Source organism: Nocardioides sp. Root190, from assembly GCF_001428565.1.
In the GTDB taxonomy this organism is placed as follows: domain Bacteria; phylum Actinomycetota; class Actinomycetes; order Propionibacteriales; family Nocardioidaceae; genus Nocardioides.
In genome coordinates, this window is record NZ_LMIA01000012.1 from 132,332 (window position 1) to 158,876 (window position 26,545).

Sequence of the window (26,545 nt, forward strand, 5' to 3'; positions counted from 1 at the left end):
CGGTGCGTGGGACCTTCAAAAGGGAGGCCACGGGATGGGTGGCCAGCTCCCCTCCGGGTTGGGCAGGTGACCGGCGGCGAGGAGTCGTTCGGTGCGTCGTTCGAGGGCGGTGAGCTCGTGCTGGGCGATGTGGAGGCCCAGCTGATCACCCAGGTCCCCGCGCAGAGCCGCCAGGACGGTCTCGACCGCCGCCACCTCGTCCGGCTCCAGCGCGCTGCCCGCCCAGCCCCACAGCACTGTGCGGAGCTTCGGGTCATGGTGGAAGGCGATGCCGTGATCGACGCCATGGCGGTGGCCGTCCGCCATCGCCAGGACGTGCCCACCCTTGCGGTCGGCGTTGTTGACGACGATGTCGAAGACCGCCATCCGGCGCAGGGCGGCCGAGTCCTCGTGGACGAGCGTCACCGGCCGGTCCCGGTCGTCCCGACCTTCGAAGACCGACAACCACCCCTGGGGGGTCGTCCCGGCGCGGACCAGGTCGACGGCGTCCTGGTCGGGATCGATCTCCTTCCAGTGCTGCACCATCCCGGGACCGTGCGGCCCCTCGTCCCACCAGGTGCGCGGAACGATGTCCCAGCCCATGACCTCGGAGACGAGGTAGGCAGCGACCTCACGGTCGGCGAGCGTCCCGTCGGGGAAGTCCCACAGGGGGCGCTCCCCCGCCACCGGCTTGTAGACGACCTCGAGCCCGTCGACCTCGGCGAGGAAGGTCGCGTTGGAGGCCGGCATGATCCGGCCCTTGATGATCATGGGTCGCGGCGCTTGAAGCCGTTCGCCCGAACGCAGAGGTGGCCATCGGGATCGATCGGCTGACCGCAGAACGGGCAGGTGGGTCGGCCTGCGCCGACCACCAGCTCGGCCCGCTTGACGAACGCCCGGGCCTGACGGGCCTCGAGCCGTACCAGGAGCATCTCGTCGGGTTCCTCGCCGTCGGCGAGCTCGACCGGCTCCTCCCCGACGGGGAACACCTCGATGACGACCCGCTCGTCGGACGGGTCCCAGGACAGCGTCATGGTGCCGGCGCGGAACTCCTCCTCGATGGGCTGGGCGAGGGGGGCGTCGTCGGCGAGCTCGAACGGAGCGACCGCGGGGACGACGGCCTCGGTGCCGCCGTCGGCGATCACCTCGTCGAGCAGCTCGTCGACGCGCTCCGCGAGGGCCGCCACCTGCTGCTTCTCGATCGCGACCGACACCGTGCGGGGCCCGGCGGTGGCCTGGAGGAAGAAGGTCCGGGCTCCGGGCTCTCCGACGGTTCCCGCGACGAAGCGTTCGGGTGGGTCGAATCCGTGGACGATCGGCATGACGAACAGCCTATCGACGGGTCAGGAAGGTCCGGCGCCGCCGCCGACCACGGCGCCGTGGGCGGCGGGCCGCTTGCGCTTGCGGGCAGCGGGTCGGGGAGCGAGCCAGGACAGGTCGCCGGCATGTGTGTTGGTCGCCAGGACGTAGGGCCGGTCGGCGGCGTACCGCACCACCGACACCGACGCGGGGTCGACGTTGATCCGCTGAAAGAGGTCGAGGTGCAGGCCGAGGGCGTCGGCGAGCAGCGCCTTGATGATGTCGCCGTGGCTGACGGCGACCCAGACCGCGTCAGCGCCGTGCTCGGCGGTGACGGCGGCGTCGATGCGTCGTACGGCGGACACGGCGCGGTGCTGCATGACCACCATCGACTCACCGCCCGGGAACGTCACAGCGGAGGGCTGCTGCTGCACGGTGCGCCAGAGCGGCTCCTTGAGCAGGGTCCTGATGGCCTGACCCTGCCACTCGCCGTAGTCGCACTCGGCGAGCCCGCGCTCGGTCGTTGCGCGGGTGACTGGGTGCTTCGCCTCGCGTTGTGCCTCGCCGATGGCCTTCGCGGTCTGCTTGCAGCGCTCCTGGGGGCTGGTCACGAGGCGCACGATCGGCACGGCGGCGATCCGCGCGCCCGTCCGGGCCACCTGCTCGACCCCGGTGTCGTCGAGCAGGACGCCTGGTGTCCTGCCCGCCAGCAGGCCGGAGGCATTCGCGGTCGTCCGTCCGTGACGGACCAGCAGCATCGTGGCCATGACGTGACCCTATCCACCGCACCAGCCACTAGCGTGGAGTCGTGATCGTCGACAGCGCTGTCTATCGCCACGGGGCCCGGCTCCCGGTGGACTGCCACCTCCACGACTACGCAGCGCTGCGCGAGGCCGCTGGGGGCGACCACGACTTCGTCTGGGTCGGCCTCTACGAACCCAGTCACATCGAGCTGACCGAGATCGCCGACGCCTTCGGGCTGCACCCGCTCGCGGTCGAGGATGCCGTCGTGGCCCACCAGCGCCCGAAGCTGGAGCGCTACGAGAACAGCCTGTTCCTCGTCCTGAAGACGCTCTGGTACGTCGACGAGGACGACGCCGTCGAGACCGGCGAGATCAATGTCTTCATCGGTACGGACTTCGTGATCACCGTCCGCCACGGACGCGGCTCGGCCCTCAGCGATGCCCGCCACGAGCTCGAGAAGAAGCAGTCGGTCCTCGACCACGGTCCCTCCGCCGTCGTGTACGCCGTCTGCGACGCCGTCGTGGACGGCTACACCGCCGTCGTCGCCGAGCTCCAGACCGACGTGGACGAGGTCGAGGTCTCCGTGTTCTCCGACCAGCGGACCAACGACGGCAACCGCATCTACATCCTGAAACGCGAGCTGTCCGAGGTACGCCGCGCCGTGCTGCCGCTGCGCGAGCCGATGCGGCGCTTCTCGACCGGGTCCGTCGACCTGATCGAGGCCGAGGCCGGCCCCTTCTTCCGCGACGTCAGCGACCACCTCGCCCAGGCCGCCGACGAGATCGACACCCTCGACAGCCTGTTGTCGACTGCCTTCGACGCCCACCTGTCGCGTGTGGCGGTCCAGCAGAACGACGACATGCGCAAGATCTCCGCAGGTGCGGCCCTGGTCGTCGTACCCACCCTGATCGCCGGTGTGTACGGCATGAACTTCAGGCACATGCCGGAGCTGGACTGGACCCTCGGCTACCCGTTCGCGTTGTTCCTGATGGCCGCCACGGTCGGCGGGTTGTGGATCTTCTTCAAGAAGTCCGGCTGGTTCTGAATTGATGCGGTTTGGTCCCAAACCGCATCAATTCCGGGGCCTGGGATGCGGTTTCTGCCCAAACGCGGGCCTCAGCGGTCCGGGGATCAGGCGTTCAGCACACCCGTACCGAGCAGCACCAGGACCGCCACACCGAGCACGACCCGGTAGGCGACGAACGGTGTGTAGGAACGGGTGCTGACGTAACGCAGGAGCCAGGCAATGGCGGCGTAGCCGACCACGAAGGACACGATCGTCGCAGTGATCGTCGGGCCCCAGCCGTAGCTCGCCTCGCCGGCGTGCGCCTCACCGACGTTCGCGATCTCGGTGAGCTCGAACAGCCCGGCACCGACGACGGCCGGGATCGCGAGGAGGAAGGCGAACCGGGTGGCAGCCTCGCGGTCGTAGCCGAGGAAGCGGCCCATCGACAGCGTCGCACCGGAGCGCGACACCCCGGGGACCAGGGCCATCGCCTGGGCGCCACCCATGAGGGCCGCGTCGCGCAGGGTCATCTGCTTGATCTGCTTGTCCGTACGGCCGATCCGGTCGGCCAACCCGAGCACCAGTCCGAGCAGGATCAGCATCGTGCCGATGATCCACAGGTTGCGGAAGTCGCGCTCGATGACGTCCTTGAGCAGGATGCCCAGGATCACGATGGGCATCGAGCCGACGATGATGTACCAACCCATCCGGGCGTCGATCGCGCCGCGGTACTCCGGCTTGAAGAGCGAGAGCACCCACGCACGGGCGATGCGCCAGATGTCCTTGCGGAAGTAGATCAGCACCGCGAGCTCGGTCCCGATCTGGATGACGGCCGTGAAGGCGGCGCCCGGGTCACCCCAGCCGAACAGCTCGGGGAAGATCCGCAGGTGTGCACTGCTGGAGATCGGCAGGAACTCGGTCAACCCCTGGAGGATGCCGAGGAACACTGCCTGGAGGAAGTCGGCCACGACGGAGCATCCTAGGGAGTGAGGCCGAATCGAACAGGATCGGCGCGCCCGTCGGCGCCTCTGACCGGGAGCCGGATAGTTTGTGCCCCATGCAGCAGCGGTACGTCGGAGCCAGCGGCCTCCAGGTGTCGCGATTGGCCCTGGGCACGATGACATGGGGCAAGGACACCGACGAGCACGAGGCGCGCGACCAGCTCACTGCCTTCGTCGAGGCGGGCGGGACGACCATCGACACCGCCGCCGGGTACACCGACGGCCGGTCCGAGGAACTCATCGGTTCCCTGCTCGGCGACGTCGTACGACGTGACGAAGTCGTCCTCGCGACCAAGGCAGGGATCTGGCGACGGGGCGGCGAACGGGTCACCGACACCTCGCGCGGCGCGCTCCTGCGCGGCCTCGACACCTCACTCACCCGCCTCGGGACCGACCACGTGGACCTCTGGCAGGTCCACATCTGGTCCGACTCCGTTCCGCTCGAGGAGACCTTGGGAGCGCTCGACCATGCGATCAGCAGCGGCCGGGCGTCGTACGTCGGCATCTCCAACTACAACGGGTGGCAGACCGCACGGGCGGTCACGCTGCAGGAGGGCGGCGCAGGCCGGGCCCGCATCACATCGACCCAGGTGGAGTACTCCCTGGTCAACCGGCGCATCGAGCGCGAGGTCCTGCCTGCCGCCGAAGCCCTTGGTCTCGGTGTCTTCCCGTGGTCGCCGCTGGGGCGGGGTGTGCTGACCGGCAAGTACCGCACCGGTACCCCCTCGGACTCCCGGGCCGCCTCCCCCGTCTTCTCCGGCTTCGTCGAGGCCTATCTCGACGACCAGAGCAGGGGCATCGTCGAGGCAGTGGCCCGCGCTGCCGACGGTCTCGGCTGGACACCGCTCGAGGTGGCGCTTGCCTGGGTGCGCGACTCCCCCGGCGTGACCGCGCCGGTCATCGGCGCCCGCACCGCCGCCCAGCTCAAGGTCGCACTCCGGGCGGAGGAGAAGACGCTCCCCGCGGAGATCCGGGGAGCCCTCGACGACGTGTCCGGAGGTGCTGTGTGACGGTGTCGATGATCCGACCCGGGATGATGCGCGGGCTGGGGCGTGGGGTGGAGTGGGAGTTCGACCAGGTCACCTTCGATCGTGGCTTCTCCCGCAATCAGGTGACACGACTGCTGGTGGAACGGGCCGAGCACGGTGGCTGGGAGCTGGACCGGCTTCAGATCGGGGCTGACGGCAAGCGACGGGTCGTGCTGCGGCGCAAGATCATTCGGGCGGTCAGGACCGCCTGAGGGCCTCCAGAACGTTGCGGTTTGGTCCCAAACCGCAACAGATCAGCCCGAATTGATGCGGTTTGGGACCAAACCGCAGCATTTCCAGCTCGCCGCCGGGCTGCTCAGACCTCGTCGAGGAACCGGTCCATGACCCGCGTTCCGAACTCCAGGGCATCGACGGGGACCCGCTCGTCGACACCGTGGAAGAGCGCGGTGAAGTCGAGGTCATCGGGCAGTCGCAGCGGCGCGAAGCCGTAGGAGCGCATGCCGAGCTTGGTGAAGTGCTTGGCGTCGGTGCCACCGCTCATCAGGAACGGGGCGACGAGCGCCTCGGGGTCCTCGGCGAGCAGGCTGCGGGACATCGCTTCGATGATCGGGCCCTCGTACGGCATCTCCCAGGGCGGCTGGTGGGAGAGGTAGTCGATCTCGATGCCCTCACCGGTGAGCTCGGCGAGGGTGGCGAAGAACTCGTCCTCGAAGCCGGGCAGGAAGCGGCCGTCGACGTGGGCGCTGGCCTCGGTCGGGATCACGTTGACCTTGTAGCCCGCCTCGAGCATGGTCGGGTTGGTCGAGTTGCGCAGCACCGCGCCGAGCATCCGGGCGGCGCCGCCGAACTCCTCGACCAGGGCGGGGGCGTTCTCGGGCGTGGCCTCGGTGCCGGCCAGGTCGGCGACGGCGGCGAGGAGGGTCTGCATCGTCGGCGTCAGCCGGACCGGCCACTGGTGGGCGCCGATGCGGGCCACGGCGCTGGCGAGACGGGTGACGGCGTTGTCGTCGTTGACCATGGAGCCGTGGCCGGCGCGGCCGCGGGCGGTGAGCCGCATCCAGGCCATGCCCTTCTCGGCCGCCTCGATCAGGTACAGGCGGCGGCCGCGGACCGTGGTGCTGAAGCCGCCGACCTCGCCGACCGCCTCGGTGCACCCGTCGAACCAGTCCGCGTGGTTGCGTACGAGGAGCTCTGCTCCGAGGTGGCCGCCGGCTTCCTCGTCTGCGGTGAAGCAGAGCACGACGGGGCGTTCCGGTGCCCGGCCCGCGCGCTGGCGCGCCCGCACCACCGACAGCAGCATCGCGTCGAAGTCCTTCATGTCGACGGCGCCGCGGCCCCAGACGTACCCGTCCTGGACCTCGCCGCTGAAGGGATGGACCTGCCAGTCCTCCGCGGCAGCGGGTACGACGTCCAGGTGGCCGTGCAGGAGCAGCGCGTCCGACCTGGCGCCCGACTCCCCACCCCAGCGGGCGATCACGTTGGCCCGGCCGGGGGCGGTCTCGATCACCTCGGCTGCGATCCCGACCTCGTCGAGCAGGCCGGCGACGTACTCAGCTGCCTTGCGCTCCCCCGGCCCCTCGTCGGTGCCGTAGTTGGAGGTGTCGATCCGGATCAGCTCACGGCACAGGTCGACGACCTCGGCAGCGACATCGGGCACGGTGGATTCCCCCATGACCGACATCGTTGCACGACGTCGTCTGCCCGCCACCGGTTCCGCTGGGCCGGGAAGCGGGACAACCGGCCACGTGCTCCCCTACGGTGCGGGGATGGCTCCACCCGACTGGAAGCAGTACTCGCCCGACGAGACCCCCGACGACGAGACATCCGCGACATCCGCGGTCCCGAAGCCGGTCCGCTCGCTGGACGAGCGCACCGTCCGGCGTACAGGTGGGTTCCCGGTGGGCATCGTGGTGGGCGCCGTGGCTGCGGTCGGCGCGGTCGCCGGCGTCATCCTGCTGCTCGGTGCCGGCGGTGAGCCGGGCGACGACGAGCCGCAGTCGGCCAACGGCTTCGACGCCCTGGTGGCGGACCTGGACGAGGAGACCGGCTCGACGACGATCCGTCGGGCCGTGATCTACCCGGACTACGCGGTGCTGACCGTCCCGTACGACGTCGACGACCCTGCCGACGAGCGCGAGCTGAGCTACTACTGGGACGGCAGCTTCGGCGACCCGACCAAGGGCACCGGGGACGCCCTGCCCTTTGACCTCGCGACGGTGGACGGGACCGTGCTCGACGGACTCTGTCCGCAGGTCGAGGAGCTGGTCGAGGACCCGGAGACGTGCTACCTCGTCATCGACAAGCCCGCGGACGACGACGGGACCCCCGAGTGGATCACCGCCTCCACCAGCAACGAGTTCGGTCAGTCCGCTCAGATCGAGTTCGAGCTCGACGGCACCGTCGTCGAGGTGCGCCCGCCCTCCTGAGTCCCGTCGTCGAGACCGGTCGGGCGGCGCGACGAGATGCGGTAGACGGCAGGCGCTCCTTCAGGAACGGCCGGTCGCACGGGTGCCACGGGCGTGATTCGCGCGTAGGCCTGGCCCCGACCGGGTCGCGCATCCGGCTCACCCTTGTTCGGCCAGAGCGCCACCGCGCGCTCGGCCATCGCGGTGATCGTCAGTGAGGGATTCACGCCGAGGTTCGCGGCCACGGCCGAGCCGTCGATCACGTGCAGCCCGTCGTACCCGTGCAGCCGGTGGTACGGGTCGATCACGCCCTCGGCCGGGGACTCGCCGATCGGGCACCCGCCGACGAGGTGGCCGGTGACCGGGATGTTGACGAGGTCTGCCCACGCCCCGCCGGGGATGCCGTCGATCTCCTCACCGATCCTGCGGGCCACGTCGTGCCCCTGCGGGATCCAGACCGGGTTGGGGTCGCCCGTGCCCTGCTTGGTCGTCATCACCCGTCCCCACGGACGGCGCTTGAGGTAGGTCGTCAGCGAGTTGTCGAGGCTCTGCATGACCAGCAGCACGATGGTCTGCTCCGACCAGTGGCGCGGGTCGTGCAGGTGCGGCAGGTCCCGCCGGTGGCGCCACATCTCCTGCAGTCCCGCGACCAGGCGCGGGCGCCGGTCCTCGGGCTTGTCGGTCAGGGTCGCCATCATCAGGCCCAGCAGGTTGCTGCCCTTGCCGTAGCGCACCGGCTCGACGTGGGTGTGCTCGTCCACGTGGATCGAGGACGTGATCGCAACACCCTCCGAGTAGTCGACGTCGGTGCCACGGGCGCGCACGCCGAGGATCGCCTCGGAGTTCGTGCGGGTCAGCTCTCCCAGCCGTGCCGAGATCCGGGGCAGGCTGCCACTGTCGCGCAGACGGTGCAGCAGGCGCTGGGTCCCGAGCGAGGCAGCGGAGAAGACCACCTGGTCGGCGGTGAACGAGTCACGCCCCAGGCGGACCTTGCCGTTCGTACGGCGCGTCGCGACGGCGTACCCGCCCTCGGGCCGCGGCCGGACGTCCGTGACCGTGGTCATCGGATGGACCACGGCGCCGGCCTTCTCGGCGAGGAACAGGTAGTTCTTGACGGTGGTGTTCTTCGCCCCCACCCGGCAGCCCGTCATGCAGGCGCCGCAGTCCGTGCAGGTGGTGCGCTCCGGTCCGGCACCGCCGAAGTAGGGGTCCGCCACCTTCTCGCCGCCCCGTTCGCCGAAGAGCACGCCGACGTCGGTCGGGTGGAAGGTGTCCCCCACGCCCATGTCCTCGGCGACCTTGCGCATCACGCGGTCGGACGGCGAGGTCAGGGGGTACGTCGCCACGCCGAGCATCCGCCGGGCCTGGTCGTAGAACGGGGCGAGCTCGTCGGCCCAGTCGGTGATGCCGGCCCAGTGGGCATCGGTGAAGAACGCCGGCGGCGGCTGGTAGAGCGTGTTGGCGTAGACGAGCGAGCCTCCGCCGACCCCTGCGCCCGCGAGCACGAGCACGTCCTTGAGGATCGTCATCCGCAGCAGGCCGTAGCAGCCGATGGCCGGGTTGAAGACATAGTCGCGCATCTTCCACGAGGAGGTGGGCAGCTCGTCGTCGGCGAACCTGCGACCGGCCTCGATCACCCCGACCTTGTAGCCCTTCTCCGAGAGTCGCAGCGCGGTCACGCTGCCCCCGAAGCCGGACCCGATCACCAGGACGTCGTAGTGCGTCATGCCGACACCTCCCTCACTGCGTCGAAGTCGTGGGCATCGAACTGCCCCGTCCTGGTCTGGTACTCGGCGACCGTTCCCGGCCAGTTCGTCGTGATCCGGCCGCTGGGGTCGCGGTACCAGCTGGCGCACGACGTCCACACGCTCTTGGAGAGACGTTCCTGCATCTCGCTGTCGTAGGCGGCAGCGACCTCCGGACGCACCGAGATCGCCCGCCCGGAGGACTCGATCTCGCGAGCTGCGCTGACGATGTAGCCGGCCTGGCCCTCGAGCATGCCGATGATCGAGCTCCCGCCCAGGTTGGTGTTGGGGCCGTAGAGCACGAAGAAGTTCGGGAACCCGGGGACGTTGATCCCGAGGTGGGCGCGGGCACCGCCGTCCCACGCGTCGGTCAGCTCGCGACCGGCGTGTCCGGTGATCCGCATCGGGGCGAGGAACTCGGTCGCCGCAAAGCCGGTGCCGAACACGAGGACGTCGAACTCGTGCAGGACGCCGTCGGGCGTCCGCACGCCCGAGGGTTCCACCGAGCTGACCCGGTCGGTGACGACCTCGACGTTCTTGCGGGCGAGTGCGGGGTACCAGTTGTTCGAGAAGAGCAGGCGCTTGCACCCCAGGGCGTAGTCCGGGACCAGCTTGGCGCGCAGCGCGGGATCCTTGACCTGGCGGCGCAGCTGGAGCTGCCACGCCGCGCGCAGGACCCCGGCGAGTCGACCGTCCGAGTCGAGGGTCTTGTTCAGCTGCTCGGTGAGGTGGAAGGTCCCACGACGGGTCAGGTGGTGCAGCCGCGAGTGCGCGGCGAACCGGCGCTGCTGGCCGGTCGTGTAGGTGCCGTCAGGCTTCGGGACGACGTACGGCGCCGAGCGCTGGAAGACCGTGAGGTGGCTGGCGAGGGGGGCGATCTCCGGGACGAACTGGATCGCGCTCGCGCCGGTGCCGATCACGCCGATCCGCTTGCCGGCCAGATCGACGTCGTGGTCCCAGGTCGCCGAGTGGAAGGCCGGGCCGGCGAACGTGTCGAGGCCGGGCAGGGCAGGGATCGAGGGGCGGGAGAGCTGGCCGACCGCGGAGACCACGATGTCGGCCTGCAGCTCCTCGCCGGTGGCGAGCCGCACGGTCCACTGCCGGGCAGTGTCGTCCCAGGCAGCTCCCGTCACGTCGGACCCGGTGCGGACGAGCTCGCGCAGCCCGCTGCTGGCGGCGTACTCACTGATGTAGCGGTGGATCTCGGGCTGGCGCGCGTAGCGGTGGGTCCAGTCGGTCTTGGGGGCGAACGACCACGAGTAGAGGACCGAGGGTACGTCGCAGGCCGCGCCCGGGTAGGTGTTGTCCCGCCAGACCCCACCGACGTCGTCGGCGCGCTCGAGGATCGTGATGTCGGTGACCCCGGCCTCGCGGAGGTGGTGCGCGGTGGCCAGGCCTCCAAAGCCTGCGCCGATGATGATGACCGAGGTCTGCATGGCACCCACGCTAGGAACCAATGCCCCCCGGAGCCAGCGACGCGCGGCCACAGGGTCCATAATTCCGGCCATGGTGTCTCTGGAGGGATTCGAGCCGGCGGCGACGCGGAGCTGGGACTTCCCCCGCCAGGTCGCCGGGACGGCACTGCTCGTCGAGGCGGGTGTCGACGCGGGGCTCGACGTCGACGTCCTGCTGCAGGGCAGCGACCTGGGACCCCGGGACCTCGCCGACCACCAGCGGGAGGTGACCGCCGCCCAGGAGCTCCGCGTGCTCCGCAACCTGCGCAACCGGGCACCGTCGGTGACGGGCGGGTCGGTCGGAGCGCGCTACCACGCCTCCACCTTCGGGCCGCTGGGGTTCGCCCTGCTCAGCAGCCCGACGCTCGGTCACGCCGCCAACCTCGCGCTGCGCTTCATCGACCTCAGCTTCACCTTCACGATCCCCTCCGCCACCGTCGACAGCGAGCAGGTGGTGATCACCGTCGACGACCGCGGCGTCCCCGTGGACGTGCGCGACTTCCTCGTCCAGCGGGACCTGACCGCCATCGGCCGCGTCCTTCAGGAGATCGCCGGCGGTGGCCTGGCGGCCGAGCACCGCGCGAGCACCTCGGAGAGTCCCGGCGCCCTCCGTTTCGACTCGTCGTGGCTCGAGCACCCGCTCCCCCAGGCCAACCCGCACGCCTTCGCGCTCGCCGAGGCGATGTGTCGTGACCTCGTCTCGCCGCGGCGCAGTCGGCACGGCATCGTGGAGCACGTCCGGATCCACGTGGCCCAGCGGCTGGAGAGCGGTAGTCCGATGCCCGACGTCGCCGCCGCCCTGGGGCTGAGTGAGCGGTCGTTGCGGCGGCGCCTGAGTGATGCGGGCACGTCGTACCGCACCGTGGTGGACGAGGTCCGCCATGACGTCGCCGAGGACCTGCTCGCCGCCGGCACCCTGCGGGTCGAGGACGTCGCCCACCGTCTCGGCTACGCGGAGTCGACGAGCTTCGGTGCGGCCTATCGACGCTGGACAGGGCACGCACCGAGCCAGCGTTGACGGAGTTCCGGAGAAATCTCCAGAGCTCGATGTATCACCGGTGACGTCGACGGACTCCTCCTGCTGGAACACGCGACCGTGTGCCCAGAAAAGAGGATGACGATGTCCATCGAAGTGTCCCCTGCCCCCCAGCAGGCCCACCGCAACCGACGCCGCTACTGGCGCGCCGCTGCGCTGTCGCTCGTCACGGCCGCACTTCCGGCCACCCTGGTCCAGGCCCCGGCGCATGCCGTGGCAGCTCCTGTCACCATCACGCAGGTCCAGCCCGTCAACCCGTCCGCCACCAATCAGGTGTACGTCGAGCGGGTTGCTCCCCGCTACGCCGGCGACGCCGCCGGGTGGCGCCTCAACATGGACATGCGGGTCAACAACACCCACACGAGCAGCGTGACGCTGTCCAGCGTGCAGGTCTCCTACCCGGGCAGCTCGATCACCGCCCAGACCTTCAGCCTCGCCACGTCCATCCCGCGCTCGGGACTGGACGGCTCGAACCACTTCCTCAAGGTGCCCGACAACCGGATCAATGCCTTCCCCGTGCCGGCAACCGTCCGGATCCAGCTCAACTTCAGCGGGTACGACGCGAAGGTGTTCACGCGCTCCCTCGTGGAGTACGTCAACAAGACGCCCTCCGGCGGCTACCGGTTCCCGGCGTCCACGGTCAGCGGCGGTCGCTGGCGCAACACGGTCGGCCACGACGTCGGCTCGCACCACCGCGGCGTGCACAACCAGCGCTACGCCTACGACCTCGACGTCGTGAAGTGGAACGGATCGACCTGGAGCCACACCAAGCCCGGCACGACCGACGCCACCGACGTCAACACCGACCACTACTCCTTCGGCCTGCCCATCTACGCCATGGCGGACGGCACGATCCGCAAGTGCCGTCGCGACCAGGCCGACAACACCCCGGGTGTGCTGAAGCCCGAGCCCGAGGTCGAGGGCAACCACCTCTACATCGAGCACGCCACCGGTGAGGTGGCGCTGTACGCCCACTTCAAGGCGGGGTCGATCTCGACTGCCCTGTGCCCCTCCGCTGCGGGCTCGGGGTTGAACATCCCCGTCAAGCAGGGCCAGCTCCTCGGGTACAGCGGGAACTCCGGCAACAGCAGCCGCCCGCACCTCCACCTGCACCTTGCCGACAAGGCCGGCTTCGGCGACTACGCCAACCCAGCCCAGGGCCTCCCGTTGCGCTTCAACCACGCCACGGTGCGTTCCGCCGCAGCTCCGAGTGTGACGCCCGGGTTCACCGCACTCACCAACAGCAGCGAGGCCGCCCTTCGCCAGGGCCAGCACATCTCCCCCAACGGCTGCGGCTGGCAGCGGGTCGTCCCCGGTGGCACCCAGTGGGCGCGACACGGTGTGAAGTCGACCTGCTGGCAGGAGGAGTTCAACGACACCGCACTCGCGGGCTACCGGCTCGTGTGGCGTCAGCAGGTCCAGGACGGTTCGCTGTCCCGGGTCGCGAGCATCTGGCGTCCCGCCGCGGGTCTCCCGTGGGTCGCCCGCAACGGTCAGAGCTCTGCCCAGCACCAGGCCACCTTCGACACCTACCGGGCTGCGGGCTACCGCCTGACGCACGTCGACAGCTACCTCGAGGGTGGCGTGGCGAAGTACTCCTCGGTGTTCACCAAGACGTCCGGACCGGCCTGGACGGCCTACCACGGCGTCACGGCGACGAACCACCAGTCGAAGTTCACCAGCCTGACCCGGGCGGGCTACGTCCCGCGCCAGATCTCCGTCGTGTACGTCGGCGGCGAGCGTCGGTACACCGCGCTCTACGAGAAGGCCAGCGTCGGCGCGATGGTGTCGCTGCAGAACATCGCGGAGACGAGCTACCAGACCGTCTACAACCAGCAGGTGGCCGCAGGCCGTCGTCCGGTCCACCTGGACACCTACCTGGTGGGCGCGAACGTGAAGTTCTCGGCGATCTTCACCTCGGCCGCACCGGCCACGGTGGCCCGCCACGGTCTGACCGCCGCGCAGTACCAGGCGGAGTTCACCACGCAGTCCGCCGCCGGGCGGCTCCTGGTGTCCGTCACGGCGTACCGCTCGGGCAGCGTCCTGAAGTACGCCGCGCTCTGGAACTGAGCACGGCCCTTCGGGGATGACCAACGGTCCCGGGCTCCTGGCAACAGGGGTCCGGGACCTTCCTCGTCAGACGAGGCGGTCCGGTGCCGCGAGGTAGCGCCCGGTCATGAACCGCTGCATGGCCCTGCTCGCCGGTCCGCCGGCGCGCGCCAGGAAGCTCGCGGGCCGGGAGTACGCCGCAACGACGAAGTCGATGCTGCCGTCCGGCTGGCGTTCCAGGACGAACGACTCCTCTCCGCTCTCCGGATGACCCGGCAGGGTGCCGTACACGAAGCCGCGACGGTCGGGCTCGTCGATGACGTCGAGGACCCGGCACGGGATGCGCAGAGCGAGCGGCCCGAGACCGAGCCGCATGAGCACCACCTCGCCCGGAGCGGCGCTGGGTGCCGAGGAGGCGACCTTCAGACCGGCCCGCGCGTGCACCCGCCACCCGAGCAGGTCCGCGGCCGCACCGTCGAGGTCGGTGCGCCGGATCCGCTGCGCGCGGGAGAAGTGGTGGAACCCGTCAGGTACGACGGCAGGGTCACTCGGGCGTGTGTAGGTCAGCTCCTCGGCGCGGAGCCGGGCTGTCGTGGCGGCGTCGAGGAGCTGAGGTGCCCGCTCGCCCCGCGGGGCAGGTAGGGGGCCGTCGTCCATGGGGCCAGCCTAGGCTCCCCTCGGTGCGCGGCACGTCAGCCGGCGGCGCTGTCCTGCCTCAGGACCATGCCCGCACGTAGTCCACGGTCATGGTGGCGGGGATCGGGGTCTCGGGGACCAGGGTGTTGCCCTGCTGCGAGCCGAGTCCCTGGGTCAGCGCCATGATGTAGCGCTTCTTGAACGCGTCGTTGCCCGAGGTGTTCACGAGGCACGAGACCCCGTTCACGAAGACCTCGACCCGCTCCGGCGTCCACTCGAGCGTGAAGACGTTGAACACCCCTCGCTGGGCGGCGCAGGTGCGGTTCGTGTTCGCGTCCTTGCCGGTGAGGATCGCCCCGAGCGCATCAAGGCTGGTGTGGAGGTAGGGCACCACGAGGTTCGCGAAGTTCGAGTACGTCTCGGCGATGTCGATCTCGCCGTTGGCCGGCCACGCCTGCTGACCCTCGGGGTAGCGGTCGTCCGGCCAGAGCCAGAACGCTTCGTGGAGACCGGCGCTGGTCGTGGCCGTGGACTTCACGCGTGCCTCGAACCGGCCGTACTGCTGGGACCACGTGTGCGATGTCGTGACCATCCCGGCGGTGTACGGCGTGACCAGGTCCTCGTGACCGGCGCAGGCCATCGCCTCGCCCTTGCGCACCGTGAGCTGGAGGGTGCCGTCGGAGACGGCAACGTTGTCGGGCGAGTCGACGTAGCAGGCGATCTCCTCGTGGCCCGTCGCGAACGTCGTCTGCACGGCCCACTTGTCCCGGTCGAGGGCGCTCCCGTCGAAGTCGTCGGCGAAGGTGCAGTTCCACCGGTCCCCGTCGGCCTTCTCGATGACCGCACCGCACTCCTCGGCGCCCGGCACCGGGCTGGTGTCGACCGACCACATCGCCGTCGCCGTGCTCGCCTGCTGCGTGGGGTCGGGGCGGTACCTGACCTTGACGGGGAGGACCCCTCCGGCCTTGCTTCCCAGAGCGACTGTTGCCCGGCCGTCGGTCAGGGTGTGGGTGCTCATCGGTCGTCCCTCGACCCAGAGATCCACCGGGTTGGCCGGCGTGGACCCGTCGGCCACCTCGACCTCGATGGTGGCGGTGCCGTCGGGGAGCACGGACAGGGTGGTCGTCGTCGCTTCCTGGTCGGCGGTCGTGACCAGCCACGGCTGGGTGGCCTGGCTGGCGCCGCTGGTGCTGCTGGGCCGGTGCCGGACTGTGACCTTGTGGTCGCCGCCGGGCTGGGCTGCGAGCTGGAAGGCTGCTTCGCCGTTCGTCAGCGTCAGGGCGGTCGTCCATACGTTGTCGATCCACAGGTCGACCTTGTTGCTCGGTGTCGGGCCGTCGGCGGCGGTGACCTCGACCCTGCCCCTGCCGTTCGCGTCGAGCTCGAGCGTGGTGGCGGTCGGGACCTGCACCGTGGTCGGCGCAGTCCAGGTGAGCGTGGACTGGCTCGCCGCGTTGGTGCTGCTGGGCCGATAGCGGGCGGCGATCTGGTGGTCGCCGGGCGTCTGGGTGCCGAGGCTGATCGGGCTCACGCCGTCGGTGAGGGTGAGGGCGATCTTCCAGACACCGTCGATCCACACGTCGACCTTGTTGGTCGTCGGCGTTCCGTCCTGCGCGGTGACCCGGATCGTCCCGTTGCCCTCGGCGTCGAGCTCGATCTTCGTGGTGGTCGGGACCTGCACAGTGCTCGGCGCGGTCCACGTCACGGTGCTCTGGCTGGTGCCGCTGGTGCTGCTGGGCCGGTAGCGGGCGGTGATCTGGTGGTCGCCGGGCGTCTGGGTGCCGAGGCTGATCGGGCTGACGCCGTCGGTGAGGGTGAGGGCGATCTTCCAGACGCCGTCGATCCACATGTCGACCTTGTTGCTGAGGGTGGCGCCGGCTCCGGTGACCCTGACCAGCCCGTTGCCCTCGGCGTCGAGCTCGATCTTCGTGGTGGTCGGGACCTGGACGGTGCCGGGCGCGGTCCASGTCACGGTGSYCTGGCTGGTGCCGCTGGTGCTGCTGGGCCGGTGGCGGGCGGTGATCTGGTGGTCGCCGGGCGTCTGGGTGCCGAGGTCGATGGCCGCCTGGCCGTTGGTGAGGGTCAGCGCCGACTTCCAGACCCCGTCGACCCACAGGTCCACAGGGTTCTTCGGTACGGCGCCGTCGGCGCTCACCTTGACCAGGCCGGTTCCGTCCGCGTTGAGCTCGATCTTCGTGGTGGTCGGGACCTGGACGGTGCCGGGCGCGGTCCAGACGACATTCGCCTGGCTCGCCGCGTGAGCAACGTTGTTCCGGTACCGGACGGTGACCAGGTGGTCGCCCAGCGGTTGGGGTCCGATGTCGATCGTGGCTGCTCGGTCGGTGAGAGCGAAGGTCTGCTGCCAGACCGAGTCGACCCACAGGTCGACGAGGTTGGCCGGATCGGACCCGTCGGCGACCGCGACCCGGACGGTCCCGGTGCCGTCGGCCCGGAGGTCCAGGGTCGTGGAGGTGACCACGGGCGTGCTGGCCACCGTCGGTACGGCAGCGACACCGGCCACTGCGGTCACGGCGACCACGAACAGCCCCGTGACGACGACGGCGGAATTGGCAGCGGCTGCTCGGGCCCGCGCCCTCAAGAACTTCACAACGGTCCCCCCATGGTGGTCTCCCTCACCACGACGTTAGAGATGCCGTTGCGTCAGGGAATCCCCAACGCGGCGCGAGAAAAACCACCCGAAGGAACTACGGGACCCTGGCATTTCGGTCATCGGGGACGGGACCGCGTCGGCCCGGGATGAGCATCGAAATGAGCAAAGGTCCCGAGCCTCTGACCTGCAGAGATTCGGGACCTTCGTCGGTGTCCGAGGGGGGACTTGAACCCCCACGCCCTAATACGGGCACTAGCACCTCAAGCTAGCGCGTCTGCCAATTCCGCCACCCGGACGAGTGCGGAGAAACCGTAGCAAAGGGTGGGCCCCGACGTCGCATCGGCACCCCGTTTTGACGGCAGCGAGCGGCACTCCGACACGCCCGGCGCCTTGAACGGGATGGAGCGGCGTGCAACGGTCGGAAAGGTCTCTGACCCACGAAAGCGGAAGGCCCATCATGCTCACCCTGACTGAGAACGCCTGCACGATCGTCAAGCAGATGACCGAGGTACCGGAGGCTGCGGACTCCGCCGGCCTCAGGATCACCGAGGCCGAGGCCGGCTTCGCCGTCACGGCGACCAACCAGCCGGAGGCCGGTGACCAGGTGGTCGAGCAGGACGGCGCGACCGTCTACCTCGACACCACCGCTGCGGAGAAGCTCGACGCGATGGTCCTCGACGCGGGAGTCGACGACACGGGGTCCATCCAGTTCGGGCTGGTCGCGCAGGCCTGAGAGATCGACGAACGGCGGGGCCCGGGTGCGGAGTACCCGGGCTTCGTCGTACTCCCCCGGCTTCTGGGAGGCTGGTCCCATGGATCAGATGCGCGTCGCCTTCGTCCCGGGCGTGACTCCGGACAAGTGGAAGAAGGTCTGGTGGGAGAAGAACCCCCGGATCCGCTTCGAGCTGATCCCGATCCAGGAGGACGTCCAGCGCAGCGTCCTCGACGACGGCACCGCCGACATGGTCATCGCCCGCCTGCCCGTCGACCTCGACTCCCCCGCGCCGTTGCACTGTGTGCGCTTGTACGACGAGGTGCAGGTCGTGGTCGCTGCGAAGGAGCACTTCGTGGCGGCCGTCGAGGACCAGGACGTCGTGGCGATGGCCGATCTCGACGGCGAGCAGCTGGTCCAGCCCCACCCGTCGGGCTGGACACCGTCCGCCGACCAGCTGAGCTTCCCCGAGATGAGCGTCAAGGACGCCATCGAGGTGGCGGCGTCGGGTACGGGCATCGTGATCGTGCCGATGTCGATCGCCAGGCTGCACCACCGCAAGGACGTGGTGCAGCGCGCCGTCGACCTCGAGCCCACCAACGTCGCCCTGATCTGGCTCCGCGACGCAGACAGCCCCGTCCACCAGGACTTCGTCGGCGTTGCGCGCGGCCGACGAGCCGGGAGCAGCCGCGGCTGAGAGTCCTCCGCGGCGCGGTCAGGCGAGGTTCTGCGAGGCCCACTCCCCCAGGATCTGCGCACTGCGATCGACCAGGGTCACCCAGTCCATGGCGCCTTCGTCGGCGTTGTCGGAGACGTGCTTGATCATCCGCAGGGGGACGCCGAATTCCCGGGCGACGTAGGCGACGGCGTACCCCTCCATGTCGACCAGGGAGGCCTGGGCGGCGAGTCGGGTCCGGACAGCCGGGTCGTTGACGAACACGTCGCCGGTCGCCAGCACGGTCGGAGCGTCGCCGATCACGAACCGCTCGCGGGCGTCGTACCCGAGCGCCCGGATGGCATCGGCATTGATGTCGTGGTTGATGACCGTCCCGATCTCGAACAGACCGTCCGAACCGGGAGGCAGGTCACGCAACGCGCCGGCGGTGCCGAGGTTCACGATCACCAGGTCGTGGAGGTCGTTCGAGGACGTGAGGCGACGTGTCAGCGCCGTCGCAGCAGCCGTCTTGCCGATGCCGGTGAGGAGCACCTCGAGGTCGGCGGGCAGGTGGGCAGCTTCGGTCGCTGTCGCAGCGACGATCAGGGGACGCGGCACGCGGGCAAACCTAGCGGCCGCCGGCGAGCGTCCATCGGGTTGGATGGACCGGTGAGCACCGTGATCGCCGTCGCCCCCGGGCGGGTCAACCTGATCGGCGAGCACACCGACTACAACGGCGGCCTCTGCCTTCCCTTCGCGATCGGGCTCGGCACCACGGCGACCCTCACCACCCGCCGGGACCGGCGGCTGAGCATCGACAGCGACCGTGGCGAGGTGTGGACGGGCACCTGGGACGACGTCGTGCGCCAGGACGTGAACGGCTGGGCGGCCTACGTCGCCGGCGTGCTCTGGGCGATGGCCGAGGACGGCTGGGAGGTCCCCGGCCTCGACATCGCGATCACGACGACCCTTCCGCTCGGCGGTGGCCTGTCGAGCTCGGCCGCTCTGGAGTGCTCCGTCGCCCTGGCGGTGGCCGCACTGAGCAGACCCGACCGCGACCGGGACGAGCGGATGAGGCTGGCCGAGGCCTGTCGCCGCGCCGAGACGGAGTACGTCGGAGCGCCCACCGGTGGCATGGACCAGCTGGCCAGTCTCCTCGCGACACCCGATCACGGCGTGCTCATCGACTTCGCCGATCCGACGGCTCCCCGCGTGCACGACGTCGAGCTCGGCTTCGACGCGGCGTCCCTGGCGGTCCTCGTCACCGACACCGGCGTCCGGCACGCCCTGGCCGATGGCGACGGAGGCTACGCGCAGCGCCGGGCCGAGTGCGAGGCCTTCGCCGCCGATCCCGCGACCTCCGAGCGCACGCTGGCTGCCAGGGGACGACACGTCCGGACCGAGAGCGACCGGGTGCGACGGACCGTCGAGGCACTCCGAACCCGTGACTGGAGCACCGTGGGCGAGCTGATGACGGCCTCCCACGCCTCCCTCCGCGACGACTTCGAGGTCTCCTGCGCGGAGCTCGACACCTCGGTCGACGCGGCCCTCGCAGCCGGGGCGTCGGGGGCGCGGATGACGGGCGGCGGCTTCGGAGGCTGCTCCATCGCACTCGTCGCGCGGGACGACGTCGACCGGGTCGCTGCCGCCATCGGCCGGTCCTACGAGGCGCGGGGCTGGCCCGCACCGGCGCATCACGTCGTCAGCCCCGGCGCAGGGGCACGGCTCCACCAATGACACCGGGCCCGCCCCCACGAGGAGGACGGGCCCGGATGACAGGCTCAGGTCACTTGAGCTCGGCGCTCGACAGACCGAGGAGCCGTCGGGCGACGATCAGCTGCTGGATCTGCTGGGTCCCCTCGAAGATGTCGAGGATCTTGGAGTCGCGGGCCCACTTCTCGAGCAGCTCCTCCTCGCTGTAGCCGATGGAGGCGCACAGCTCGACGCAGGAGAGGGTGACGTCGGAGCCGACCCGGCCCGCCTTCGCCTTGGCCATGGAGGCCTCGAGCGAGTTGGGCTTGCGGTTGTCGGCCATCCACGCCGCCTGCAGGGTGAGCAGGCGCCCGGCCTCCCAGTCGGACTCGAGCTGGAGGAACTTCGCGGCCGCCGCGTGCTGCAGGATGGCGGGCCGGTCGTAGTCGACCTCGATGCCGGCCTCCTTGAGGAGGTCGCGGGTGAGGTCGAGGGACGCGCGGGCGCAGCCCACGGCCATCGCAGCCACCAGCGGTCGGGTGTTGTCGAAGGTCGCCATCGCGCCGGCGAAGCCCTGCTCGACGTTGATCTCCGGCGAGCCGAGGAGGTTCTCCTTCGGGACGCGGGCGTCGGTGAAGGTGATCACGGCGGTGTCGGAGGCCCGGATGCCGAGCTTCTCCTCGAGCCGCTCGACCTTGACTCCCGGGGTGCCCTTCTCGACCACGAACGACTTGATCGCCGCGCGGCCCAGGGCCTTGTCCAGGGTGGCCCACACGACGATGCAGTCGGACCGCTCGCCGGAGGTGACGAAGATCTTCTCGCCGTTGATGACGTAGGCGTCGCCGTCGAGGACCGCGGTCGTCGAGATGGCGGCCGAGTCGGAACCGAAGGAGGGCTCGGTGATCGCCATCGAGGCCCAGGTGCCCTTGAAGCGCTCGAGCTGCTCGTCGTTGGCGACCGAGGCGATCGCCGAGTTGCCGAGGCCCTGGCGGGGCATCGACAGGAGCAGGCCGGTGTCGCCCCAGCACATCTCGGCGACCGAGGTCACCGAGGCCAGGTTGGCGCCGTTCTTGACGGTTCCCTTCTTGTCCCCGTCGTCGGCGTCGCGGCGGACGCCGGTCGCGCCGGCACCCTCGCTGGCGCCGGACTCGGAGAGACCGTCGATCATCGCGGCCAGCATGTCGAGTTCCTTGGGGTACTCGTGCTCGGCGATGTCGTACTTGCGGGAGATCGGTCGCAGCATGTTCATCGCGACCTGGTGGGCCTGGTCGACCAGTGCCCGGTGCTTCTTCGGCACCTCGAGGTTGATGGCCATCAGACCAGCACCGTTCCTTCCATGATCCCGATGGCACGCAGGTCGCGGTACCACCGCTCGACCGGGTGCTCCTTGACGAAGCCGTGGCCACCGAGCAGCTGGACGCCGTCGAGGCCGATCTGCATGCCCTTGTCGGTGCACGCCTTGCGGGCCAGGGCGACCTCGCGGGAGAAGTCCTTGCCGGCAGCCGCGCGGGAGGCGGCCCGGTAGGTCAGCAGGCGCATGCCCTGCAGCTCGATCGCGATGTTGGCGACCATGAACGCCACCGACTGGCGGTTGGCGATCGGCTCGCCGAACGCCTGACGCTCCTTGACGTAGGGCGTGACGTAGTCGAGCACGGCCTGGCCGGTGCCGACGGCGAGGGCACACCACGCGAGGCGGGACAACCGGACGCACTCGGTGTAGGTCGATCCGTCGGTCTCGCCCAGGACGGCCTCGGCCGGGACCTTGACGTCGTCGAGGACCAGCTTGGTCATCGTGGCGGCGCGGACACCCATCGCGGGGTCGCCCTCGATCGCCAGGCCCTCGGTGGAGGACTCGACCAGGAACAGGACCGGCTTGCCGTCGAGGCTGGCACCGATGATGAACAGCTCGGCGCTGTCGCCGCGGGCGACCAGGCTCTTGGTGCCGTTGAGGACGTAGCCGTCGCCGGACTTCGTGGCAGTCGTCGAGGGGCTCAGCACGTCGAAGAGCACGGTGGGCTCGTTGAGCGCGAGCGCTGCCGCCGGGACCTCCTCGCCGGTGAAGGCAGGGAGGTAGGTCTGCTGCTGGGCGTCGGTGCCCCACAGGCCGATCGCGGTGGCGACCGAACCGGGAGCGAGCGTGGCGACGGCCAGGCCCATGTCGCCCTTCGCAAGCGCCTCGGCGACGAGCGTGCCGGCCATGGCCGAGCGCTCCTCGGAGATGCCACCGAGCGCCTCCGGCACACCGAGGATCGGCAGGCCGATCTCGAGGCTGGACTTGAGCAGGGCATCAGGAGCGGCGCACGCCTTGTCCGACTCGAAGGCAGCAGGACGCACGACCTCCGCGGCGAACTCGCTGACGAGGTCGACGAGCATCTGCTCGTCCTCGCCCGGGGTCAGGTCGAAGACACCGCTGGCAGCCGCGTTGGCGGGCCGGGTCCCGGGCTGGCCCTTCTTCCCGGCCTTGGCGAAGGTGCGGCTCGCATTGGTCATCGTCTTGAACCCGGTGCGGGTCACGGAGAAGACGGCCTGCTCGGCAGGCTTGCGGAGGCGGACCTTGTCGAGGAGGTCGGTCTGGGCGAGCCGGTTGAGGCCGGCCACGAGGTAGCCGATGGGATCGCGGCTCTCGGTGCTCGGAACCCCGTTCCTGCCACCTGGTTTGAGGTTGCTGATCAAGGACATGCGCTAAATGTAACTGTGAGTTACACATTGCGCTACACCTGGGCTCACATCGACCGGTGTGATCCGTGCATCACTTCGCGGGGAACCGGATCGGGATCGGCGTCGAAGGGATCGTGAGGACCACGACCTCGTTCTCGGCAGTGGGCAGTCGCCGCTCCCCGCGCAGGACCAGGGTGGCCCTGGTGAGGTCGGCTGGCACCACGAAGACCGTGTCGCTGATCCGGTCCGGCTGGATGTCGCGACGCTCGTACTCCTGGTTGCCCGGTCCCCGCAGCACGATGTTGTCGAAGCCGACATAGCTCGGTTCGCCGGAGTCGTCGTTGCCGGCCAGGTAGCTCACCTCGATGTCGAGATAGGCCTTCCCCGGATCAGCCAGTCCCTTGGCTCCGATGAAGAAGGACAGCTCGGCCCGTCCGACCGACACCGTCCAGCGTGCGGCTCCCGGCTCGAGCAGCAGGTTCGAGGTGACCGGCACGACGCGGGACTCGCCGACGTCGACGGTGCGGACCGCACGCGTGAGGACCTCGATGTTCTCGTCGCCGGGCCGGCCGTCACGAAGTGCGATCCGCTGGTCGTAGCCGTTCATCGTGAGGCGGAGCTGGACCGCATCGTCGGTCCCGGCGGCGATCACGAACGACGGTCCACCTGCCGGCAGCAGGACCGTCGCGTCCCCCACCACGACCTCGAGGGCCAGCTGCTCCCACGGAAGGCAGGCCGGCTGTGCCTGGCAGGGGCCGTCGGCGAGCGTGAAGGCGACCAGTTCCTCGTCGGCAGCGCTGATCAGCGCCACCTCGTCAGCGACCACCTTCTCGACCGACCCGAAACCGGTGACCTGCACGCCGCCGTCCCTGCTGGCCATCACGGCAGGCTCGGCAGCCTCGGGCACCGAGGCAGCCGGGATCGCCCGTATCTCGCCTGACGTCAGAACGCTCGACTCCCCCGGGACAGCACCTCCACTGGGTTCGCGCTCGTCGGGGACCTCACGCCACAGCACGACTCCCGCTGCCGTCAGGGCCACTGCGGATCCCGCGGCGAACAGGACCCACAGCCTGCGCGCGCGCCCCGGACGTACGACGGCGTCCGCCTCGACCAGCACGTCCGGGCGCGCCTTCGACTGGGTGAGCGGCGGCAGGGCGGTCGGCGGCGGCAGGACCGTCGGCGGGGACGCGCTGGGAACGGGCGTGAGGAGCGGACGCTGCGGCAGCACGGTGGCCTGATCGGCCGCGCCCTGCTCCGTGGGCCCGAGCACGACGGGCTCGTCGACGTGTCCGAGCGCATGGGCGAGGGCTCCGAGTGCCCACCGTGCGCCCTCCGCCTCACGGGTCCCGCGCTGCTCGGCCAGACGATCGGCCTGGGCGACGATGGCGAGCTCGGGATCGGCCCCGTGCGCGATCTGGTCCACCACGCGCTGCAGCGAACCCAGGCGCACGGCATCGGTCAGCAGGTTGAGCTCGCCCTCGCTCGCGGCACCCTCGTCGAGGAAGTCGTCGAGCGCGGCCCGGAACTCGGTGGCGTCGAGCAGGACGTCCGGACCTGCCGCCGCCACCAGCTCGCACAGGTCACGATGGATCCCCACGATCCTCACGATGACACCGGGTCCCGCGGCCCACAACCCGCTGCGGCTCGTGTCCCCTGATCTGATGATGTGCAGTGCCCTCGCAAGAGCCTAGGCTGCGAGAGATCTCGGGTCACCGGCTCTCGGACGTCCCTGGGGGGATCATGAAGAGGTTCGCAGCAGCTCTCGTGGCGGGCTCGCTGATCGTGCTGGGTGCGGTACCGGGATCGCTTCCAGCAGCCTCGGCCGCCTCCTCGGTGGTGGTGGTCGACGGGTTCGACTGGCCCTCCTCGCTGGGCTACATCACGGATGGGTGCGATCCCGGTGACAGCGCCCCGGGCTTCGACCCGCAGTACCGCCGACAGGGTCTGCGCGGTCACCGGTCCATCGGTTTCGGATTCGGTGGGACCGGGGGCATGGCGGGTGTCGAGGCCCGCGTCGCCACGCCGCGTTCGCTGACCGACGCCCGCTTCGGCGTCTACTACCCCGAGGCGTCCGGCGGCGGGCTGGGACGACAGGGCGTCATCAAGGTGAGCTATGCGACCTCGCCGGACGGATTCGGCTATCCCTACTACGTCGGCATCCTCGACCTGCACCTCCACGACGCCGGCTGGACGTCCGTCACAGGCGTTGGCTCCGCCGATCTCCACTGGTACCTGTTCGACGGCGCCACCTACACGGCGCAGAACGTGCAGGCGTCGGTCGCCGAGTTCGCCCAGAGCAAGGGAACCGACGGCAGCGGTGCCTGGGTGGGCTTCGAGCTCGGCTGCGACGGGCGCACCCACTACATGGACGACCTCCGCCTGACGACGGCGAGCGGGACGAGGACCTACGACTTCGAGGGCGCCGAGAGCGAGTCGTCGCTCACGGCAGCGACCTCCCACGACGGCCACACGTTCAAGCGGGACATCACCTCCCTGCGGTTGGTGAAGGGCGAGACCCACCGGATCTACGGCGACAGCTACGGCTACAGCGACGGCGTCCAGGACGACGGCTACCTCGACGGCGTGGCGCACCTCTGGGAGCGCCGCTACGGCGCGAACTGGCGCCGCGTCGCATCCGCCAATTACCTGTCGACGGGCTACGCCCGCTTTGCCATCGCACCGGCGAAGAAGACGCTCTACCTGGTCAAGACGGTGCCGACGCTCACTCCGTTCACGCCCAGCACCTCGCTCACCCTGACCGTCGACGTCCGCCGTACGTTGTCCGCTCGCGTGGCCGACACCCGTATCCGGAAGGGGAAGCGGATCTCGGTGAGCGGCCGCATCAACCCGACCGACAGCGGTGTCTCCGTCCTGCTCCAGAGGTATCGCGACGGAGCCTGGCGGACGGTGGCACGAACCACCACGACCAGTGGCGGTCGCTACAGCGTGGGTGTGCGGGCGCGCACCGTCGGGACGTGGCGGATGCGGATCACGGTGCCCACGGCGAAGGGCAACCTCGGGACCTCCTCCTCCGCCCAAACGGTCCGGGTCGTCCGTGCCGCCCCGCCGGCGGTGGTCGAGCCGGTCACCTACGTCAGCCCGGTGCCGACGCCGGTCTTCCACGATCCGATCGACGCCAAGGACCCCGGCACCCACCACCGCCAGGTGGCACCGCCGCACGGCCGCAAGGTCGGAACCAGTCGAGGAGCCGTACCCGTCGCGCCCTAGGATTCGGGGCATGGCGTGGGGCAAGGGCGAATCCGAGGACGACGAGATCGAGACGGTGCTGGAGCCGTACGGTCCGCTGCCCCGCGGCGGCAACGTCCGCCCGATCACGCGCTGGGGAACGCCCGTCATGCATGCGGCGCAGAAGCAGGTCGCGCACTTCGACCCGGCGTTGCGGGCCCTCGCGGCCGACATGGTCGCCACGATGTACGCCGCCGAGGGAGTCGGTCTGGCTGCGTGCCAGATCGGCGAGGACGTCGCCATGTTCGTCTTCGACTGCCCGGATGCCTCGGGCGAACGGACCGTCGGCGTGGTCTGCAACCCCGTGCTCGAGCTCCCCGAGGGCAGGGACCGGGTGCTCGACGACAGTGCCGAGGGGTGCCTGTCGTTCCCCGGAGCCTTCGTCGACTGCGCCCGGCCGGACTTCGCCGCGGTGATCGGTGTCGGGCTCGACGGCCAGCCCGTTCGCTTCGAGGGTGACGGGCTGCTGGCCAAGTGTCTCCAGCACGAGGCCGACCACACGGACGGCACCGTGTTCGGTGACCGGCTGTCGGCCCGGATGATGAAGAAGCTGCGCAAGCAGCACGATGCCGCAGTCCTCGACTTCCCGGAGGGCTGGCCGACCTGAGGCCCTCGCCGTCGTGGGGGC

The 26,545-nt window shown here is 70.0% G+C and carries 24 protein-coding genes and 1 tRNA gene; 11 read left to right on the forward strand and 14 right to left on the reverse strand.

Annotated elements, in window-relative coordinates:
• Positions 1–15: 15 nt before the first annotated feature.
• From ASE01_RS19010 to ASE01_RS19020, 3 genes are read right to left on the reverse strand one after another with little or no spacing between them, the layout of a single operon-like run.
• Positions 16–750 carry an SCO1664 family protein gene (locus ASE01_RS19010; protein ID WP_056756080.1) on the reverse strand — a complete coding sequence of 245 codons (735 nt, stop codon included), beginning with the start codon at positions 748–750 and terminating at the stop codon, positions 16–18.
• Positions 747–1,301 carry a DUF3090 domain-containing protein gene (locus tag ASE01_RS19015; RefSeq protein ID WP_056756083.1) on the reverse strand — a complete coding sequence of 185 codons (555 nt, stop codon included), beginning with the start codon at positions 1,299–1,301 and terminating at the stop codon, positions 747–749. The genes ASE01_RS19010 and ASE01_RS19015 overlap by 4 nt, the downstream gene beginning before the upstream one ends.
• A 21-nt stretch (positions 1,302–1,322) precedes the next feature.
• Positions 1,323–2,045, reverse strand: coding sequence for an MSMEG_4193 family putative phosphomutase (locus tag ASE01_RS19020; RefSeq protein WP_056756086.1), 723 nt, complete (start codon positions 2,043–2,045; stop codon positions 1,323–1,325).
• A 41-nt stretch (positions 2,046–2,086) separates the two neighbouring features.
• Between ASE01_RS19020 and corA the strand changes: the two genes are divergently transcribed.
• On the forward strand, positions 2,087–3,067 hold the full coding sequence (gene corA, locus ASE01_RS19025) for a magnesium/cobalt transporter CorA (protein WP_056756090.1): 981 nt from the start codon (positions 2,087–2,089) through the stop codon (positions 3,065–3,067).
• Between the two features lie 86 nt (positions 3,068–3,153).
• On the opposite strand, the gene ASE01_RS19030 is transcribed toward corA, so the two are convergent.
• Positions 3,154–3,996 (reverse strand): undecaprenyl-diphosphate phosphatase, encoded by an 843-nt coding sequence (locus tag ASE01_RS19030; protein WP_056756092.1) that lies wholly within the window; start codon positions 3,994–3,996, stop codon positions 3,154–3,156.
• 89 nt (positions 3,997–4,085) lie between these two features.
• Between ASE01_RS19030 and ASE01_RS19035 the strand changes: the two genes are divergently transcribed.
• Complete coding sequence (locus tag ASE01_RS19035; protein ID WP_056756095.1) at positions 4,086–5,039, forward strand: aldo/keto reductase; 954 nt, start codon at positions 4,086–4,088, stop codon at positions 5,037–5,039.
• Between the two features lie 8 nt (positions 5,040–5,047).
• Complete coding sequence (locus tag ASE01_RS19040) at positions 5,048–5,269, forward strand: DUF5703 family protein (protein WP_235536125.1); 222 nt, start codon at positions 5,048–5,050, stop codon at positions 5,267–5,269.
• Between the two features lie 104 nt (positions 5,270–5,373).
• On the opposite strand, the gene ASE01_RS19045 is transcribed toward ASE01_RS19040, so the two are convergent.
• Positions 5,374–6,690 (reverse strand): M20/M25/M40 family metallo-hydrolase, encoded by a 1,317-nt coding sequence (locus ASE01_RS19045; RefSeq protein WP_056756098.1) that lies wholly within the window; start codon positions 6,688–6,690, stop codon positions 5,374–5,376.
• Between ASE01_RS19045 and ASE01_RS19050 the strand changes: the two genes are divergently transcribed.
• Positions 6,689–7,444: a hypothetical protein gene (locus ASE01_RS19050; protein WP_157537554.1), complete on the forward strand. Its 756-nt coding sequence runs from the start codon at positions 6,689–6,691 to the stop codon at positions 7,442–7,444. The genes ASE01_RS19045 and ASE01_RS19050 overlap by 2 nt on opposite strands.
• Here ASE01_RS19050 and ASE01_RS19055 read toward each other — a convergent pair.
• Together ASE01_RS19055 and ASE01_RS19060 are read right to left on the reverse strand one after the other, a co-directional pair.
• Complete coding sequence (locus ASE01_RS19055) at positions 7,390–9,150, reverse strand: GMC oxidoreductase (protein ID WP_082606232.1); 1,761 nt, start codon at positions 9,148–9,150, stop codon at positions 7,390–7,392. The genes ASE01_RS19050 and ASE01_RS19055 overlap by 55 nt on opposite strands.
• Positions 9,147–10,604 (reverse strand): flavin-containing monooxygenase, encoded by a 1,458-nt coding sequence (locus ASE01_RS19060; RefSeq protein ID WP_056756962.1) that lies wholly within the window; start codon positions 10,602–10,604, stop codon positions 9,147–9,149. Before ASE01_RS19060 ends, ASE01_RS19055 begins: the two co-directional genes overlap by 4 nt.
• Before the next feature lie 70 nt (positions 10,605–10,674).
• On the opposite strand from ASE01_RS19060, the gene ASE01_RS24540 reads away from it, so the two are divergent.
• Both ASE01_RS24540 and ASE01_RS19070 read left to right on the forward strand, forming a co-directional pair.
• Positions 10,675–11,640, forward strand: coding sequence for an AraC family transcriptional regulator (locus ASE01_RS24540; RefSeq protein ID WP_056756106.1), 966 nt, complete (start codon positions 10,675–10,677; stop codon positions 11,638–11,640).
• Between the two features lie 102 nt (positions 11,641–11,742).
• The gene (locus tag ASE01_RS19070; RefSeq protein ID WP_056756111.1) at positions 11,743–13,728 is read left to right on the forward strand and encodes a peptidoglycan DD-metalloendopeptidase family protein; all 1,986 of its coding nucleotides are present in this window, start codon (positions 11,743–11,745) and stop codon (positions 13,726–13,728) included.
• A gap of 66 nt (positions 13,729–13,794) precedes the next feature.
• Here ASE01_RS19070 and ASE01_RS19075 read toward each other — a convergent pair whose 3' ends face one another.
• The 3 genes from ASE01_RS19075 to ASE01_RS19085 all read right to left on the reverse strand — a co-directional run bounded on the left by ASE01_RS19075 (position 13,795) and on the right by ASE01_RS19085 (position 17,250).
• A complete protein-coding gene (locus ASE01_RS19075) occupies positions 13,795–14,364 on the reverse strand; it encodes a DUF1990 family protein (protein ID WP_082606234.1) in 570 nt (189 codons plus the stop codon).
• A gap of 58 nt (positions 14,365–14,422) precedes the next feature.
• Positions 14,423–16,951, reverse strand: a complete 2,529-nt coding sequence (locus ASE01_RS19080) for a family 16 glycosylhydrolase (protein ID WP_056756115.1) — start codon at positions 16,949–16,951, stop codon at positions 14,423–14,425.
• A 213-nt stretch (positions 16,952–17,164) separates the two neighbouring features.
• Positions 17,165–17,250: transfer RNA gene (locus ASE01_RS19085), tRNA-Leu, on the reverse strand.
• A gap of 161 nt (positions 17,251–17,411) precedes the next feature.
• On the opposite strand from ASE01_RS19085, the gene ASE01_RS19090 reads away from it, so the two are divergent.
• Together ASE01_RS19090 and ASE01_RS19095 are read left to right on the forward strand one after the other, a co-directional pair.
• Positions 17,412–17,687 carry a hypothetical protein gene (locus ASE01_RS19090; RefSeq protein ID WP_056756118.1) on the forward strand — a complete coding sequence of 92 codons (276 nt, stop codon included), beginning with the start codon at positions 17,412–17,414 and terminating at the stop codon, positions 17,685–17,687.
• Between the two features lie 79 nt (positions 17,688–17,766).
• Positions 17,767–18,363, forward strand: a complete 597-nt coding sequence (locus ASE01_RS19095; RefSeq protein WP_056756121.1) for a LysR family transcriptional regulator substrate-binding protein — start codon at positions 17,767–17,769, stop codon at positions 18,361–18,363.
• A gap of 18 nt (positions 18,364–18,381) precedes the next feature.
• Here ASE01_RS19095 and ASE01_RS19100 read toward each other — a convergent pair whose 3' ends face one another.
• Positions 18,382–18,939 (reverse strand): nucleosidase, encoded by a 558-nt coding sequence (locus ASE01_RS19100; RefSeq protein WP_056756124.1) that lies wholly within the window; start codon positions 18,937–18,939, stop codon positions 18,382–18,384.
• A 51-nt stretch (positions 18,940–18,990) separates the two neighbouring features.
• Between ASE01_RS19100 and ASE01_RS19105 the strand changes: the two genes are divergently transcribed.
• Entirely contained in the window at positions 18,991–20,058 is a 1,068-nt protein-coding gene (locus tag ASE01_RS19105) for a galactokinase (RefSeq protein WP_056756127.1), read from the forward strand.
• A gap of 49 nt (positions 20,059–20,107) precedes the next feature.
• Here the strand turns inward: ASE01_RS19105 and ASE01_RS19110 are convergent, their stop codons facing one another.
• From ASE01_RS19110 to ASE01_RS19120, 3 genes are all read right to left on the reverse strand, one after another.
• A complete protein-coding gene (locus tag ASE01_RS19110; protein WP_056756129.1) occupies positions 20,108–21,328 on the reverse strand; it encodes an acyl-CoA dehydrogenase family protein in 1,221 nt (406 codons plus the stop codon).
• Positions 21,328–22,692, reverse strand: coding sequence for an acyl-CoA dehydrogenase family protein (locus ASE01_RS19115; protein ID WP_056756132.1), 1,365 nt, complete (start codon positions 22,690–22,692; stop codon positions 21,328–21,330). Before ASE01_RS19115 ends, ASE01_RS19110 begins: the two co-directional genes overlap by 1 nt.
• Positions 22,693–22,762: 70 nt before the next feature.
• Entirely contained in the window at positions 22,763–24,268 is a 1,506-nt protein-coding gene (locus ASE01_RS19120) for a hypothetical protein (RefSeq protein ID WP_157537558.1), read from the reverse strand.
• Between the two features lie 143 nt (positions 24,269–24,411).
• Between ASE01_RS19120 and ASE01_RS19125 the strand changes: the two genes are divergently transcribed.
• Entirely contained in the window at positions 24,412–25,899 is a 1,488-nt protein-coding gene (locus tag ASE01_RS19125; protein ID WP_157537560.1) for a hypothetical protein, read from the forward strand.
• A gap of 10 nt (positions 25,900–25,909) precedes the next feature.
• Positions 25,910–26,524 carry a peptide deformylase gene (def, locus tag ASE01_RS19130; RefSeq protein WP_056756140.1) on the forward strand — a complete coding sequence of 205 codons (615 nt, stop codon included), beginning with the start codon at positions 25,910–25,912 and terminating at the stop codon, positions 26,522–26,524.
• Positions 26,525–26,545: the final 21 nt, after the last annotated feature.